The organism is Agromyces sp. Marseille-P2726, from assembly GCF_902809835.1.
Classification (GTDB): domain Bacteria; phylum Actinomycetota; class Actinomycetes; order Actinomycetales; family Microbacteriaceae; genus Agromyces.
Window position 1 is genome coordinate 103,266 of sequence record NZ_CADDWM010000013.1, and the last position, 13,699, is coordinate 116,964.

Genomic DNA, 13,699 nt, shown 5'->3' on the forward strand with positions numbered 1-13,699 from the left:
GTCGCCAAGGCGGCGCTACTGACCACCCCGCGTCACCAAGGAGGCCGCATGCGCCGCACTATCGGCGTGAACACCTGGGTCTGGACGTCGCCGCTCGACGACGCGGCGCTCGTCCAGATCGCGTCCAAGGCCGCGGGCATGGGGTTCGGCGCGCTGGAGCTGCCGGTCGAGCAGCCGGGGGACTGGTCGACGGATGCCGCGGCCGACGTGCTCGCCGAGCACGGGCTCGCCCCCGTCGTGATCGGCGCGATGGGGCCCGGGCGGAACCTCGTCGCCGCTCCCGGCTCCGAGGTCGTGGCGACGCAGAATTACCTCGTGCACTGCATCCGTGTGGCCGAACGACTCGGTTCCCGGGTTGTCGCCGGTCCGTTCACCGCGGCGACGGGGCGTGCCTGGCGCATGGACGCCGAGGAACGCGAGGCGCGCTACCGCGAGTTGCGCACGAGCCTCACACCCCTCGTGCGAACGGCGGAGCGCAGCGGCATCCGCCTCGCCATCGAACCACTGAACCGCTACGAGACGAGCCTCGTGAACACGGTCGAGCAGGCGCTCGAGGCGCTCGGGCCGCTGCTCGGCACGGGGCTCGGACTGGCCCTCGACAGCTACCACCTGAACATCGAGGAGAAGGACATCGGCGCTGCCGTGCGCGCGGCAGGCGAGCACCTCGCGCACGTGCAGGTCTGCGGCAACGACCGGGGCGCGGTCGGCGATGACCACCTCGACTGGCCGGCCTTCCTCGACGCGCTCGACGACGTCGGATACGACGGGCCCCTCGGGCTCGAGAGCTTCACCGGCGAGAACGCCACCATCGCGGTCGCCGCGTCGGTGTGGCGGCCGCTCGCGGCATCCCAGGACGAGCTCGCGGAGCGCAGCATCCGCTACCTGACCGCACTGCAGGACGAAAGGGAACGACGATGACGGCTTCGGCAGACTCAGGGGCGGGCTCGCACCCCGTCACGCTCTTCACCGGCCAGTGGGCCGACCTCCCGTTCGAGGAGGTCGCGCGCCTCGCCGCCGAGTGGGGATACGACGGACTCGAGATCGCCTGTTCGGGCGATCACCTCGACCTGAAACTCGCGGAGGAGGAGCCGGGGTACCTCGAGGAACGCCGCGAGATCCTGAAGCGCCACGGCCTCCAGGTCTTCGCGATCTCGAACCACCTCACCGGTCAGGCCGTGTGCGATGCACCCATCGACTTCCGGCACGAGGCGATCCTGCGGCCGTACACCTGGGGCGACGGCGACGCTGAGGGCGTTCGGCAGCGCGCCGCCGAGGACATGAAGCGATCGGCCAGGGTCGCTCGGGCCCTCGGCGTCGACACCGTGGTCGGCTTCACGGGCTCGTCGATCTGGCCGTACGTGGCCATGTTCCCGCCGGTTCCGGCATCGGTGATCGAGGGAGGCTTCGAGGACTTCGCCGCGCGCTGGAATCCGATCCTCGACGTGTTCGACGCCGAGGGGGTGCGCTTCGCACACGAGGTGCATCCCGGCGAGATCGCGTACGACTACTGGAGCTCGGTTCGCACCCTCGACGCGATCGACCATCGCGACGCCTTCGGCTTCAACTGGGACCCGAGCCACATGATGTGGCAGAACATCGACCCCGTCGGCTTCATCCTCGACTTCAAGGACCGCATCTACCACGTCGACTGCAAGGACACCCGCCTGCGACCGACGAACGGTCGTGCCGGTGTGCTCGGATCGCACCTGCCCTGGGGCGACCCTCGTCGCGGCTGGGACTTCGTGTCGACCGGACACGGCGACGTGCCCTGGGAGGACGCGTTCCGCGCGCTCGACGCGATCGGCTACGCGGGACCGATCTCGGTCGAGTGGGAGGACGCCGGCATGGACCGCCTGCACGGCGCGAAGGAGGCCGTCGGCTTCATCCGCTCGCTGCTGTGGCCGCTCCCGACCGCGTCGTTCGACGCCGCGTTCTCCAACCAGTAGCGCGACGCCGAACGCGGTCGGTCGTCGAGTAGCGCCGCCGAAGGCGACGCGTATCGAGACGCATTGCGGCGTCGGGGGCGTGGCCGGGGCCGTCTCGATACGCGTCCGGCTGCGCCGGGCGCTGCTCGACGAGCGGGGCTCCGGGGGCGTCTCGATACGCGTCCGGCTGCGCCGGGCGCTACTCGACGAGCGACGTCTCGATACGCGTCCGGCTGCGCCGGGCGCTACTCGACGAGCGGGGCGTGTCGGGGCCGTCTCGACGAGCGGGGCTGTGCCGGGCGCTACTCGACGAGCGGGGGCGTGTCGGGGATGCTCCAGTAGTACGCGACGCCACCGGGGTGGTAGGTGGTGATCGCCCAGTCGACCGAGCGGTCCCACGTGGCATCCGTGTGACCGGCGTACTCGATCGTGATGGAGCCGTCGAGCTCGGTCCGGACTGACGTGACGACGCCCGTGTGGTCACGATCGCCCGAGTCGTCCCAGTCGAATTGCACGAGGTCGCCGACCTTCACCTGGTCGCGCTGGTCGTCGGTGAGGGCCGTCGCCCGTTCGGGGTGCTGCTCGGCGTACTCCATGAAGGAGGTCGAGCTGACCCACGCGGTCGGATGCGACCACTCGTCGCCCGACTCGTCGTACCACCAATCGTCGTCGGGAGCCCAGCCTCGCACGAGTAGCGACTGGCTGGCGAAGTTCATGCAGTCGTTCTCCGGGAGGAAGCCGAACTGATCGCTGTCGGTGGCGTCCCAGTGCTCGCGGACGTACTCGAATTGCTCGGCGACGCCCATGCTCATTCCGGCCGTGTCGCGGCCGCCCGCCGAGGCCTCATCGGCCTGAGATTCCGCCGTGCCGGATGCCCCGCCGGCGGCGACGTCGCCTGCGCTCGTGGCGGGGGCCGGGGCCGGCGCGATCCCGGCGACGACGGCCGCGACGCCGACTCCGGTACCCGCGGCGAGGACGGCCGCCATCGCTGCCACCCGCCGCATCAACGGTCGGCGAGGAGCACGGTCTTGGAAGGCGGAGGGCATCGCTTCAACGGTACGGTCCCGCACCTGTGCATCGCCTCCATCAGGGCAGATGGCCCGAACCGGCCACGTCGAGTTGGCCCGAACCCGCGATGCACGCCGACCACTGGCGACGATGGAATCGGAGGGCATCGCGGGCCATTCGCGGCCTGCAGGAGGAGAGTCATCATGTCCACCGCGATTCGAGCCGCATCGGCGGCCACGGAACCGCATCCTTCGGAGCTCGACCGCGCTTCGACCGTCTTCGGGCTCGAGCGCGGCTACTACCGTCTGCTCTTCGAGGCAGGACCGGTCGACGTGTCGACGTTCGCCGCGCTCGCGGGCATCGCCGAACACGAGGCGCAGACCTGGCTGGAGGAGCAGGCGAGTGCGGGCGTACTGCGCGTCGTCGTCGCTCCCTCGGGCGAGGGCGACGAGCTGCTGCTGCCTGGCGAGTACGTTCCGATCCTGCTCGGCGACCACGGCGGAACGGAGCTCCAGGGTGCACGCGCCATGCTCGACGTGCACCGCGCCGACGCCGAGCGGGTACGCACCCTCGCCGAGGGCGCACGCCTCGCTCGCGCGGTGTGGTCCGCGCCCGCCTCGCCTTCCTAGACTTGGCCCGTGCAGCCGGAGGATCAGGTCATCCGCTATACCGCGCTCGATGGTCGAACCATCGCGTGGTCGGCGGTGGGGGCCGGCCCGGTGCTCATGGTCGGCGGTTGGTGGTCGAGCCACCTCGAGCTCGACTGGCGCAACCCGAGGTTCCGCGCGTTCGTCGCGCACCTCGCGCAGCACCGCACGGTCATCCGCTACGACCGGCCCGGCACCGGCGTCTCCGATCGTGACGTGATGCCGGCGCGCACGCTCGACGAGGAGCTCGCGACGCTCGAGGCGGTCGTCGAGGCAGCGGCTCCGGCATCCGGGACCGTGTCGCTCTTCGGTGCGTCGTCGGGCGGTGGCGTCACCTCGCTGTTCGCGGCGCGGCATCCCGAACGCGTCGAGCGTCTCGTGCTCTACGGCACCTATGCGCGGGGCGCCGAGCTCGCGCCACCCGCTGCGCGCTCGACGATGCTCGGCATCGTCGAGCAGCATTGGGGGCTGGGGTCGCGCATGCTCGCCGACCTGTTCCTGCCCGACGCGACCGTGCAGGAACGCGACGAGTTCGTGGAGTTCCAGCGCCGAACCGCCTCCCGCGAGGCGGCGCTCGCGTCGCTCGAGGCGGCGTACGCGTTCGACTCGACCGGTCACCTCGGCGACGTGCTCGCGCCGACGCTCGTGCTCCACCGTCGCGCCGATCGCGCGATCCCGTTCGCACTCGGCAAGGACGTCGCCGCCCGCATCCGCAACGCTCGCTTCGTCGCGCTCGAGGGCGACGACCACTTCCCGTGGAGGGGGGACGCCGACGCCGTGGCGCGCGAGACGTCGGCTTTCCTCGGGGCGCCGGTCGAGGCGCCGAAGGCGAACGCGACGCCAGCCGCCCGGTCCGCCCACCTCACCGAACGCGAGCGCGAGGTGCTGCGCCTCGTCGCCCGCGGCGAGACCGACGCCGAGATCGCGACGCATCTCGTGCTGTCGCCGCACACGGTGCACCGCCACGTGGCCAACATCCGCACGAAGCTCGGCGTGCCGTCGCGCGCCGCCGCGGCGGCGTGGGCGCTGCGCAACGAGCTCATCTGAGTTCGGACGGCTGAGTGAGCGGATGCCGCCACCCGGCACATTCGGACCGAACCGCCCGCGGCATCCACCCACGACGTGACCCGCGGCATCCGCTCAAGGAACGCATAGGAAACGCATAGGTCCGCGCGGATACTGGAACCATGAGCAGTGCCCGGGCCGACTCCCGCACCCCGAACGTCACCAAGGCCGACGGGTCGATGGTCCGAGTCCTGGTCGTCGACGACGAGCACTCCCTGACCGAGCTGCTGAAGATGGCCCTCAAGTACGAGGGCTGGGACGTGCGTACCGCCGCCGACGGCCTCAGCGCCGTGCGCGTGGCGCGCGATTTCCGACCCGACGCGATCGTGCTCGACATCATGCTTCCCGACATCGACGGGCTCGAGGTGCTGCAGCGGGTTCGCGCCGACGGCACCGAGACGCCGGTGCTCTTCCTCACCGCGAAGGACTCGCTCGACGACCGCATCGCCGGGCTCACGGCGGGCGGCGATGACTACGTCACCAAGCCGTTCAGCCTCGAGGAGGTCGTCGCGCGCCTGCGCGGGCTCATCCGCCGCTCGACGCTCACCCTCGCCCAGACGAAGGACCCCGTGCTCGCAGTCGGCGACCTCACCCTCGACGAGGACTCCTACGAGGTCGCCCGCGGAGGCATCCCCATCGATCTCACCGCCACGGAGTTCGAGCTGCTCCGATTCCTCATGCGCAACCCGCGTCGCGTGCTGTCGAAGGCGCAGATCCTCGACCGCGTCTGGTCGTACGACTTCGGCGGCAGGGAATCGGTGGTCGAGCTCTACATCTCGTACCTGCGCAAGAAGATCGACGCCGGCCGCGAGCCGATGATCCACACGGTTCGCGGTGCGGGCTACATGCTGAAGGCCGCCGGATGACGCGACCGGGCGACCCGGGATACGCCGCCGCCGCACGCGAGGAGGCGCGGAGCCGGACGCCCGAGACGACCACCGCGGCGACGGATGAGAGGGCGACGGATGCCACGGGCCGCCGCCCACCGTGGACCCTCCGCCGTCGGCTCCTCCTCATCGTCGTCGCGCTCGTGGTGCTCGTGTCGGCGATCGTCGGCATCGTGAGCGTGGCGGTGTTCCGCGGCTCGTCGCTCGCCCGCCTCGACGCGGCGCTCGACGATGCGATCTCACGCGCCAACGTGGCCATTGCGCAGGTGTCGCCCGGATTCCCCGGGGACCCGTCTGCAGAGCCCGACCTCGTGCTGAACGTGCCCGGGCAGTCGGCCGGCACCCTCGCGGCCCTCGTGCGGGCCGACGGCACCGCGAGCGCCGGGTACATCGCCGACGCCGGGCGGGTGCTGGACCTGCCATCGTCGCTGGCGCAGTCGCTCGCCGCCGTGCCGCCCGACGGAGAGCCGCACACGATCGAGGTCGGCCGGCTCGGGGCGTATCGCGCGCTGGCCATCTCGCCCCAGGGCGCAGAGGGCGTGTCGATCGTGCTCGCCCTGCCCCTCGCCGACGTCGACGCCGACACTCGCCAGCTCGCGATCACCATCGCGCTCGTCGCGCTCGGCGGCCTCGCCGTCGCGGTCGCGCTGGGATCCGTCGTCGTTCGCCGCGCACTCAGTCCGCTCGCCGAGGTGACCGCCACGGCGCAGCGCGTCTCGGAGCTGCCCCTCGACCGTGGCGACGTGGCCCTCGCGGAACGCGTCGCCGTCGACGACGAACGCACCGAGGTGGGCCGGCTCGGCACCGCCTTCAACCGCATGCTCGGCCACGTGGCATCCGCACTCTCCGCGCGCGAGCAGAGCGAGCAGAAGGTGCGCCGCTTCGTCGCCGACGCCAGCCACGAACTACGAACCCCGCTCGCGTCGATCCGCGGCTACGCCGAGCTCACCCGGCTGCACGGAGGCGAGCTGCCGCCCGACGTGCTGCACGCGATCGGGCGGATCGAGTCGGAGTCGGTCCGCATGACCGATCTCGTCGAGGACCTGCTGCTGCTCGCGCGGCTCGACGAGGGCCGCGAGCTCACGGTTGGCCCGGTCGACCTCGGCCGGATCGTCGTCGAGGCCGTGGGCGACGCCCAGGCGGCCGGGCCCGACCACGACTGGGAGGTGCGCTTGACGGATGCCGCGACCGTCGTCGCCGGCGACGAGCCACGCCTGCGCCAGGTCGTGATGAACCTGCTCGCCAATGCGCGTGTGCACACCCCTGAGGGCACGAGCGTCGTCGCGTCGCTCGAACGGGACGGCGACGAGGTCGTGCTGACCGTGGCGGACGACGGTCCCGGGATCCCGCCCGAGCTCCTCGACTCGCTCTTCGAGCGGTTCGCGCGCGGCGACTCCTCGCGTTCGCGCCGTGCCGGAAGCACCGGGCTGGGGCTGGCGATCGTGCGAGCGGTCGTCGAGGCGCATCACGGGAGGGTGGGGGTCTCCAGCGAACCCGGGGCGACCCGGTTCAGCGTTCGCCTGCCGGCATCCGCTTCCTGATCGCCGTCACGAACCCGCGTCGGGGCCGATGACCCCCTCGGTGAGTCGTTCGAGCAGCGTGGCGAGACGGGCGACGTCGTCGCTCGACCAGGTGCTCAGCTGCGCATGGAAGCGCTGCTGAAGTCGCGACCGGCGATCGCCGACCTTCGCCACGGCGACCGGCGTGGGTTCGATGAACCGTGCGCGTCCGTCGTCGGGATCGGGCACGCTCACGACGAGGCCCAGCTCCTCGAGGTGCTTGACCTGGCGGCTGACGACGCTCTTGTCGAGTTCCAGCACCTCGGCGATCGTGCGGGCGTGGGCGCGGCCGCGGTGCACGACGACCGAGAGGATCTTGTATCCGACCGGCTGGAGGTCTGGGTGCACGGCCTCGGCCGCCTCCTTCCAGACGGCGCGCGCCCTGACGAAGAGCAGTCGAAGCTGCTCCTCGACCGAGGCGATCTCGTCGTCGTCGGCGCGGCGAGCGGCCGCGTCGCGTGCGGCGGCGGATGGGGAAGCGGATGCGATCATGGCGACCCTATTCGCTCCGTGCTCGCTCGACCCGGCTGACGCCGGCGCGCTCGTCGACCGCCTCGACCGAGCCGGTCGCCGGGTCGTGCGCGAGTCCGACCGGGGCGAGGGCGACGGATGCCGCGGCCGCGTCGATCGCGGCATCCTCGGCATCTTCGAGTTCGCGTTCGGCGTTCTGGCGCTCGGCCTTCGCACGCTCGATCGCGTTCTGCGTGCCCAGGCGGATGTTGGGAAGGAACGCCACGGCGATCAGCGTGACGATCGCGAGGGGGACCGCGGCGAGGAAGACCGCGCCGGAACCGATGCCGTAGGCCGACTCCACGATGACGCGGAGGAACGCCGGAAGCTCGCTGATCCGCGGGATCGTGCCGGAGCCGAGGACCTTCGCGGCCTCGAGCTGCTGCTCGGGATCGAGCCCGGCGATGCTGTGCTTCAGGTTCTCGGCCACGACCGTGCCCAGGATCGAACCCATGACGGCCACGCCGATGGTGCCGCCGAGGCTGCGGAAGAACGTGACCGCGCTCGTGGCGACGCCCATGTTCTTCAGCTCGGTCGTGTTCTGCACGACGAGCACGAGGTTCTGCATGAGCATGCCGACGCCCGCGCCGAGCACGAACATCGAGATGCCGACGTACCAGAAGTCGGTGTCGTAGTGCAGACGCGAGAGCATGAAGCTGCCGGCGATCATGAGCACGCCGCCCGTGACCATGTAGCCCTTCCACTTGCCGCGCCGGCTCACGAGCGCGCCGATCACGGTCGATGCGATGAGCACGCCGCCCATCATGGGGATCGTGAGCAGGCCGGACTCCGTCGGAGTCGCGCCGCGTGCGAGCTGCATGTACTGGCTCAGGAACACGGCCGTGCCGAACATCGCCACGCCGACCGAGAGCGATGCGATCACCGCGAGCGTGAACGTGCGGTCGGTGAAGAGCCCGAGCGGGATCACGGGCTCCTTCACGCGGAGCTCGACGATCACGGCGATGACGAGCAGCAGCGCCGCGGCGCCCACCATGAGCAGACTCGGCAGCGAGATCCACTCGAAGTCGGTTCCGGCGAACGTCACCCAGAGCAGGATGAGCGAGACGCCGGACGAGATGAGCATGATGCCGACGTAGTCGATCGACACCTTCGTCTTCGGTCGCTTGGGCAGGTGCAGGGTGCGCTGCAGCAGGACGAGGGCGACGACCGCGATGGGCAGGCCGACGAAGAAGTTCCATCGCCAGCCGAGCACGTCGGTGATGACGCCGCCGAGGAGCGGGCCGCCGATGGTGGCGATGGCCATGACCGCACCGAAGAGCCCGGCGTATTTGCCTCGCTCGCGCGGGCTGATGATGTCGGCCATGACGATCTGGCTCAACGCGGCGAGGCCGCCGGCGCCGAGGCCCTGGAAGACGCGCATCGTGATGAGCGTGCCGGGGTCTTGCGAGAACCCGGCGGCGGCCGAGGCGACGACGAAGATGACGAGCGCGATCTGCAGCAGGAGCTTGCGGTTGAAGAGGTCGGCGAGCTTGCCCCAGATGGGTGTCGAGACGGTGGTCGCGAGCAGGGTCGCGGTGACGACCCACGTGAAGGCGCCCTGGTCGCCCTCGAGGTCGGCGATGATGAGCGGCAACGAGGTGCCGACGACGGTGGATGCCAGCATCGACACGAACATGCCGAGCAGCAGGCCCGAGAGAGCGGTGAGCACCTCGCGGTGCGTCATGCCGTTGTCGGACAGCTGAGCGGATGCCGCGGCATCGGCATTCTTGCGGGCGCGTCTACGGGCGGCGAAGGCCATCGAACTCCAGAAAAATTGGTTGACGGTGATCAACCATATACCCGATAGTGGACTTCCGTCAACTATCGGAGGGGTCAATCGAGCACGGCGACCGCTTCGATCTCGACGAGCGCTCCAGGGCGGCCGAGCGCCGCGACGAACAGCACCGTGATGGCGGTCGGGTGGGGCCCCCAGACGCGCATCGACGCCCCGAATCCCTCGTCGACCGACTCGCCGGCGGCGACGTAGACCGCCATGCGCACGACGTTCGACTGATCGGCACCCGCCTCGGCCAGCACCGCGAGCACGTTACGCAGCGCCTGCTCGGTCTGCGGGCCGAGGCCGCCCTCGACGATCGCCCCCGAGGCATCCGTGCCGTTCTGGCCTCCGACGTAGAGCGTGTCGCGCACTCCCCGCGCCAGGACGCCCTGGCTGAAGGCCGGGTTCTTGTGGAGCGCGTCGGGGTTCAGGTGAGTGATATCCATGCCGACCGTTCTACTCCGACCCCGCGACATCCGTCGTGCCCGCGCCCCCCTACTGCAGCGGAGCATCGGGCGGCGCGATCTGCACGCCCCGCTCGAACTCGACGGTGACCCCCTCGATGGCCCGGAGGCGCTCGATGGTGTCGTCGTCGGCCCAGCCGGTGACCACCCCGACGACCTCGAGGTGCTCGTCGACGACGAGGCCGGTCTCGGCGAGCGCCTCGGGCGCGAGGGCGGCGGCGGGGCCGCCGAGCGTGACGTGCACGCGGCGCCTCCGGCCGCCATCGATGCTGGTCACGGCGTGGGCGGCTCGACCGGACCCGGTTCGGTGATCGGACCGGGCTGCCAGGCCATCGGCGCAGGAGCGATGACCGCCATCCGCCGCACGGGCACGACGGCGAGCCCCTTGCCGACCTCCTGTACCGACTGCGGCAGCGGCACGGCCGTTCGCTCGAGCTCCCGCCAGAGCGCCCGTCCGCGGAATCCGGTCTTCTGTCCGAGCCGCGCCGCGACCCCTGCGACGTGCGGGGTCGCCATGCTCGTCCCGCTCTTGATGCCGTGCGAGCCCTTGCCGACGGGCACCGACGAGTCCGTCGCCACGCCGGGGGCGGCGACGTTGATCTCGCCGCCGCCGCCGTTGAGCGCGACGCACGAGAACGACGCACGCTGGAGCGATTGGTCGAGCGCCGCGACCGCGAGCACCGAGGGGCTGTTCGCGGGCGCACCCACGGGCTTCCATCCCTCATTGCCGGCGGCGGCCACGATGAGCGAACCGGCGTTCAACGCGGCCACCGCCGCCTGCTCGTAGTAGACGAAGTGGGGTTGACCCACGGCCACGGCTGACCCGAGCGACATCGAGATGACGTGCGCGCGCTGCCGGATCGCCCAGTCGATGCCCGCGAGGATCTGGCCGCTCGTGCCGCTGCCCGAGTTTGACAGCACCTTGCCGATGAGGAGGCGCGCATGATGCGCCACGCCGTAGCGCCGTCCGCTCGCGGGCGACTTGATCCCGGCTGCGGTACCGGCGCAGTGCGTGCCGTGGGAGTGCCCGTCCTGCACCGACTGGCCCGGGATGAAGCTCTCGCTCGCGATGATCCGGCCGGCGAAGTCGGGGTGCTCGAGGTCGATGCCCGTGTCGAGCACGGCGATCCGCATGCCTGCGCCGGTCCACGGGGCCGTGTGCAGGATGGGCGGGATGGCCCGCACGGCCTTGAGCCCCCACGCGTACGTCGGAGTGTCGGCGTAGACCTCGGCTTCGTCGAGCTCGTCGTCCTCGGTCTCCTCGTCGGCGTCGACGGCGGCCACCTCATCGATGAGCTCGCGTGTCTCATCCGTCTCGATCGTGTCGAAGACGTGCACGTAGACCTCGGGCTCCACCGCGAGGACCGGACTCGCGGAGTCGCCAACCGCACGTGACAGGTCGCCGAGCCGTTCGGGGGCGGAATCGACGACGGCGATGCCGAGCGTCGCGAAGTAGACGCCGTCGCCGTCGACCTCGTCGAGCGTCTCGAACGGCTCGACCTCGCGGGAGTCGGCAAGGTCGAGTCCCGCGACATCCCGCGCCTCGCCTCTCGCCCTTCCGGCGTCGACGTTGTCGAAGGTGATGATCTGCCGACCGGTCGGACCCTCAGGAAGCCGATCGACGGTCGATGCGGTGCTCATGTCGTGTTCCTTTGCTCGGGGGCGCCGTCGCGTACCGAGTGCCGGGGGACAACGCCCGTCGTGCGCACAGTCTGGATCGGGACCGATCGGGCGGCATCGGGGGACACCCTGATTGGCACGATACGCGGGTCCGCCGACGCCGTCACCCGTGTGTCCGCGCGACCTCGACGGCGATTTGGCCGCTGCAGCGGCATCCGTTACCCTTGACGGAGCCGAAGACCGCTGGTTGTCGCGCTGCCCTGAAAACGCAGCATGACCGAAGTCTTGCGAAAGCAAGTGCCCGCGCAGGTGTGACGAAGACTTCCCCGAGTGATCGGGCCGAGCTCCGCGCAACTGCGCCGGAGCTCTTTTCTTTGCCAGCGCTCCCAGGCCGTGCATCGCCACCGCGATGCGCGTTGAAGACACAAGGAGTGGCCATGGCGAACAAGGAAGCCGCGGTTGCCGAACTCACGAACCTGTTCGAGAGCTCGACCGCCGTTCTGCTGACCGAATACCGCGGCCTCACTGTTGCCCAGCTCAAGGAGCTGCGCAAGTCCATCAGTGGGGACGCGAGCTACGCCGTGGTGAAGAACACGCTGACCAAGATCGCGGCGAACAACGCCGGCATCTCGTCGTTCGACGACGAGCTCGCCGGTCCGTCCGCGATCGCGTTCGTGCACGGCGACCCGGTCGCCGTCGCGAAGGCCCTGCGCGACTTCGCCAAGGCGAACCCTCTCCTCGTGGTCAAGGGCGGCTATTTCGATGGCAAGCCCCTGACTGCGCAAGAGGTAGGCAAGCTCGCCGACCTCGAGTCCCGCGACGTGCTGCTGGCGAAGCTCGCCGGCGCCTTCAAGGCCTCGCTGTTCGGAGCCGCATATCTGTTCAACGCACCGCTGTCGAAGGCCGTTCGCACGGTCGACGCGCTGCGTGAGAAGCAGGAGTCCGCTGCGTAGGCGCGAGCCTCTCAAGCGGTGAGTAACCACAACAAGGAGATTAGAAATGGCAAAGCTGTCCACTGAGGAGCTGCTCGAGCAGTTCAAGGGCCTGACCCTCATCGAGCTCTCGGAGTTCGTCAAGGCGTTCGAGGAGACCTTCGAGGTCACCGCCGCCGCCCCCGTCGCCGTTGCCGCTGCCGGTGCCCCGGCCGCGGGTGGTGGCGACGCCGCGGTCGAGGAGGAGAAGGACTCGTTCGACGTCGTCCTCGAGGCCGCCGGCGACAAGAAGATCCAGGTCATCAAGGTCGTGCGCGAGCTCACCTCGCTCGGCCTCGGCGAGGCGAAGGCCGTCGTCGACGGTGCTCCCAAGGCCGTGCTCGAGGGCGCGAACAAGGAGACCGCCGACAAGGCGAAGGCCGCCCTCGAAGAGGCCGGCGCCACGGTCACCCTCAAGTAGTCGGCCGCCCTCGAAGAGGGGAGCAGACACTGGGTGCCACCGTCACCCTCAAGTAGTCGGCCGCCCTCGAAGAGGGCAGCAGACACTGGGTGCAGCGTCGCCTGAACCACACGGATGCCCCGTGCCGATTCGTTCGGCACGGGGCATCCGTCGTCTGCGAGCGGAACTGTCTGGCCGGAGCCGATCGCTGCTACTGTGCTCACGTGGGTGTTCGCGCGGACGAACTCCGCATGAGGTCTTCACGAGCGCTGATCGGGTCGGCGATCATCGTGTTGTCGTATCCGGTCGCCCTCGGCGTCCAGCTCCTCTTCGGCGGCGGCGCTGAGACCGTGATCCACTTCCTCACCGGAGCGGGCTTCGTCGTCTTCGCCACGGCGGTCTTCGACTTCGACCTGCCGCGATGGGTGAACGTGATCGGTGCGGCCGCGGCCGGCGCGTTCGGCGTGATCTTCCTGCTGCAGGGCGTCAGCGACGTGACTCGGCTCGACGGACTCCGGTACGTCGCCTTCGACGTCCTCGGGCAACAGCTCGAGCGGCTGCTGCCGTATGTGGTCTACCTCTGGTTCATCGCGCTGCTGCTGCTGTCGAGCAAGGGCATCTCGCGCATCGTCGGATGGGTCATCATGGTGATCGTCATCGGACTCGAGGTCGCGGCGCTGGTCACCTCGATGCTCGGGATTCCGATGGCGAACGTGAAGGTCGTCATCCTGCTCCCCTTCATCTGGCTCATCTTCGAGAGCACCACGCGCCGACCGGCCCACGGAGCCGCTCCGGGCGACGACGGCCGGCCGGCGGCCGAGCACGCGGCGCCGTGACCATGGTGCTGCCCGGCATTCACCGCCGCT

At 70.1% G+C, this 13,699-nt stretch carries 15 protein-coding genes; 9 read left to right on the plus strand and 6 right to left on the minus strand.

What is annotated here, in order from left to right; translation table 11 throughout:
- Window positions 1-48 precede the first annotated feature (48 nt).
- Both HUS56_RS08530 and HUS56_RS08535 read left to right on the plus strand, forming a co-directional pair.
- Entirely contained in the window at window positions 49-918 is an 870-nt protein-coding gene (locus HUS56_RS08530; protein ID WP_173922985.1) for a sugar phosphate isomerase/epimerase, read from the plus strand.
- The gene (locus HUS56_RS08535) at window positions 915-1,946 is read left to right on the plus strand and encodes a sugar phosphate isomerase/epimerase (RefSeq protein WP_173922986.1); all 1,032 of its coding nucleotides are present in this window, start codon (window positions 915-917) and stop codon (window positions 1,944-1,946) included. Before HUS56_RS08530 ends, HUS56_RS08535 begins: the two co-directional genes overlap by 4 nt.
- A 281-nt stretch (window positions 1,947-2,227) precedes the next feature.
- Here HUS56_RS08535 and HUS56_RS08540 read toward each other — a convergent pair whose 3' ends face one another.
- Window positions 2,228-2,911 (minus strand): amidase domain-containing protein, encoded by a 684-nt coding sequence (locus tag HUS56_RS08540; RefSeq protein ID WP_173922987.1) that lies wholly within the window; start codon window positions 2,909-2,911, stop codon window positions 2,228-2,230.
- A gap of 225 nt (window positions 2,912-3,136) precedes the next feature.
- Here HUS56_RS08540 and HUS56_RS08545 point away from each other — a divergent pair, with 225 nt between their 5' ends.
- The 4 genes from HUS56_RS08545 (at window position 3,137) to HUS56_RS08560 (ending at window position 7,073) form a co-directional block, all read left to right on the plus strand.
- Entirely contained in the window at window positions 3,137-3,562 is a 426-nt protein-coding gene (locus tag HUS56_RS08545; protein WP_173922988.1) for a hypothetical protein, read from the plus strand.
- Between the two features lie 9 nt (window positions 3,563-3,571).
- A complete protein-coding gene (locus HUS56_RS17270) occupies window positions 3,572-4,627 on the plus strand; it encodes an alpha/beta fold hydrolase (protein ID WP_254431364.1) in 1,056 nt (351 codons plus the stop codon).
- A gap of 140 nt (window positions 4,628-4,767) precedes the next feature.
- Complete coding sequence (locus HUS56_RS08555) at window positions 4,768-5,511, plus strand: response regulator transcription factor (protein WP_173922989.1); 744 nt, start codon at window positions 4,768-4,770, stop codon at window positions 5,509-5,511.
- Entirely contained in the window at window positions 5,508-7,073 is a 1,566-nt protein-coding gene (locus HUS56_RS08560) for a cell wall metabolism sensor histidine kinase WalK (RefSeq protein ID WP_173922990.1), read from the plus strand. Before HUS56_RS08555 ends, HUS56_RS08560 begins: the two co-directional genes overlap by 4 nt.
- Window positions 7,074-7,079: 6 nt before the next feature.
- On the opposite strand, the gene HUS56_RS08565 is transcribed toward HUS56_RS08560, so the two are convergent.
- The 5 genes from HUS56_RS08565 to HUS56_RS08585 form a co-directional block, all read right to left on the minus strand.
- Window positions 7,080-7,583, minus strand: coding sequence for a MarR family winged helix-turn-helix transcriptional regulator (locus tag HUS56_RS08565; protein WP_173922991.1), 504 nt, complete (start codon window positions 7,581-7,583; stop codon window positions 7,080-7,082).
- 7 nt (window positions 7,584-7,590) lie between these two features.
- On the minus strand, window positions 7,591-9,285 hold the full coding sequence (locus HUS56_RS08570) for an MDR family MFS transporter (protein ID WP_173923163.1): 1,695 nt from the start codon (window positions 9,283-9,285) through the stop codon (window positions 7,591-7,593).
- 149 nt (window positions 9,286-9,434) lie between these two features.
- Complete coding sequence (locus HUS56_RS08575) at window positions 9,435-9,824, minus strand: RidA family protein (protein WP_173922992.1); 390 nt, start codon at window positions 9,822-9,824, stop codon at window positions 9,435-9,437.
- A 49-nt stretch (window positions 9,825-9,873) separates the two neighbouring features.
- Window positions 9,874-10,119 carry a hypothetical protein gene (locus HUS56_RS08580; protein ID WP_173922993.1) on the minus strand — a complete coding sequence of 82 codons (246 nt, stop codon included), beginning with the start codon at window positions 10,117-10,119 and terminating at the stop codon, window positions 9,874-9,876.
- Window positions 10,116-11,483 carry a S8 family serine peptidase gene (locus HUS56_RS08585; protein WP_173922994.1) on the minus strand — a complete coding sequence of 456 codons (1,368 nt, stop codon included), beginning with the start codon at window positions 11,481-11,483 and terminating at the stop codon, window positions 10,116-10,118. The genes HUS56_RS08580 and HUS56_RS08585 overlap by 4 nt, the downstream gene beginning before the upstream one ends.
- Window positions 11,484-11,899: 416 nt before the next feature.
- On the opposite strand from HUS56_RS08585, the gene rplJ reads away from it, so the two are divergent.
- From rplJ to HUS56_RS08600, 3 genes are all read left to right on the plus strand, one after another.
- Window positions 11,900-12,415, plus strand: a complete 516-nt coding sequence (gene rplJ, locus HUS56_RS08590) for a 50S ribosomal protein L10 (protein WP_173922995.1) — start codon at window positions 11,900-11,902, stop codon at window positions 12,413-12,415.
- 46 nt (window positions 12,416-12,461) lie between these two features.
- On the plus strand, window positions 12,462-12,854 hold the full coding sequence (rplL, locus tag HUS56_RS08595) for a 50S ribosomal protein L7/L12 (protein ID WP_173922996.1): 393 nt from the start codon (window positions 12,462-12,464) through the stop codon (window positions 12,852-12,854).
- Between the two features lie 230 nt (window positions 12,855-13,084).
- Entirely contained in the window at window positions 13,085-13,669 is a 585-nt protein-coding gene (locus HUS56_RS08600; RefSeq protein WP_173922997.1) for a hypothetical protein, read from the plus strand.
- The last annotated feature ends 30 nt before the right edge of the window (window positions 13,670-13,699 follow it).

Excerpts from the sequence above, each read along its gene's own strand:
- HUS56_RS08530 (WP_173922985.1), top strand. The coding sequence starts at position 49 with ATGCGCCGCACTATCGGCGTGAACACCTGGGTCTGGACGTCGCCGCTC.
- HUS56_RS08535 (WP_173922986.1), top strand. The coding sequence starts at position 915 with ATGACGGCTTCGGCAGACTCAGGGGCGGGCTCGCACCCCGTCACGCTC.
- HUS56_RS08540 (WP_173922987.1), bottom strand. The coding sequence starts at position 2,911 with ATGGCGGCCGTCCTCGCCGCGGGTACCGGAGTCGGCGTCGCGGCCGTC.
- HUS56_RS08545 (WP_173922988.1), top strand. The coding sequence starts at position 3,137 with ATGTCCACCGCGATTCGAGCCGCATCGGCGGCCACGGAACCGCATCCT.
- HUS56_RS08555 (WP_173922989.1), top strand. The coding sequence starts at position 4,768 with ATGAGCAGTGCCCGGGCCGACTCCCGCACCCCGAACGTCACCAAGGCC.
- HUS56_RS08560 (WP_173922990.1), top strand. The coding sequence starts at position 5,508 with ATGACGCGACCGGGCGACCCGGGATACGCCGCCGCCGCACGCGAGGAG.
- HUS56_RS08565 (WP_173922991.1), bottom strand. The coding sequence starts at position 7,583 with ATGATCGCATCCGCTTCCCCATCCGCCGCCGCACGCGACGCGGCCGCT.
- HUS56_RS08570 (WP_173923163.1), bottom strand. The coding sequence starts at position 9,285 with ATGACGCACCGCGAGGTGCTCACCGCTCTCTCGGGCCTGCTGCTCGGC.
- HUS56_RS08575 (WP_173922992.1), bottom strand. The coding sequence starts at position 9,824 with ATGGATATCACTCACCTGAACCCCGACGCGCTCCACAAGAACCCGGCC.
- HUS56_RS08585 (WP_173922994.1), bottom strand. The coding sequence starts at position 11,483 with ATGAGCACCGCATCGACCGTCGATCGGCTTCCTGAGGGTCCGACCGGT.
- rplJ (WP_173922995.1), top strand. The coding sequence starts at position 11,900 with ATGGCGAACAAGGAAGCCGCGGTTGCCGAACTCACGAACCTGTTCGAG.
- rplL (WP_173922996.1), top strand. The coding sequence starts at position 12,462 with ATGGCAAAGCTGTCCACTGAGGAGCTGCTCGAGCAGTTCAAGGGCCTG.
- HUS56_RS08600 (WP_173922997.1), top strand. The coding sequence starts at position 13,085 with ATGAGGTCTTCACGAGCGCTGATCGGGTCGGCGATCATCGTGTTGTCG.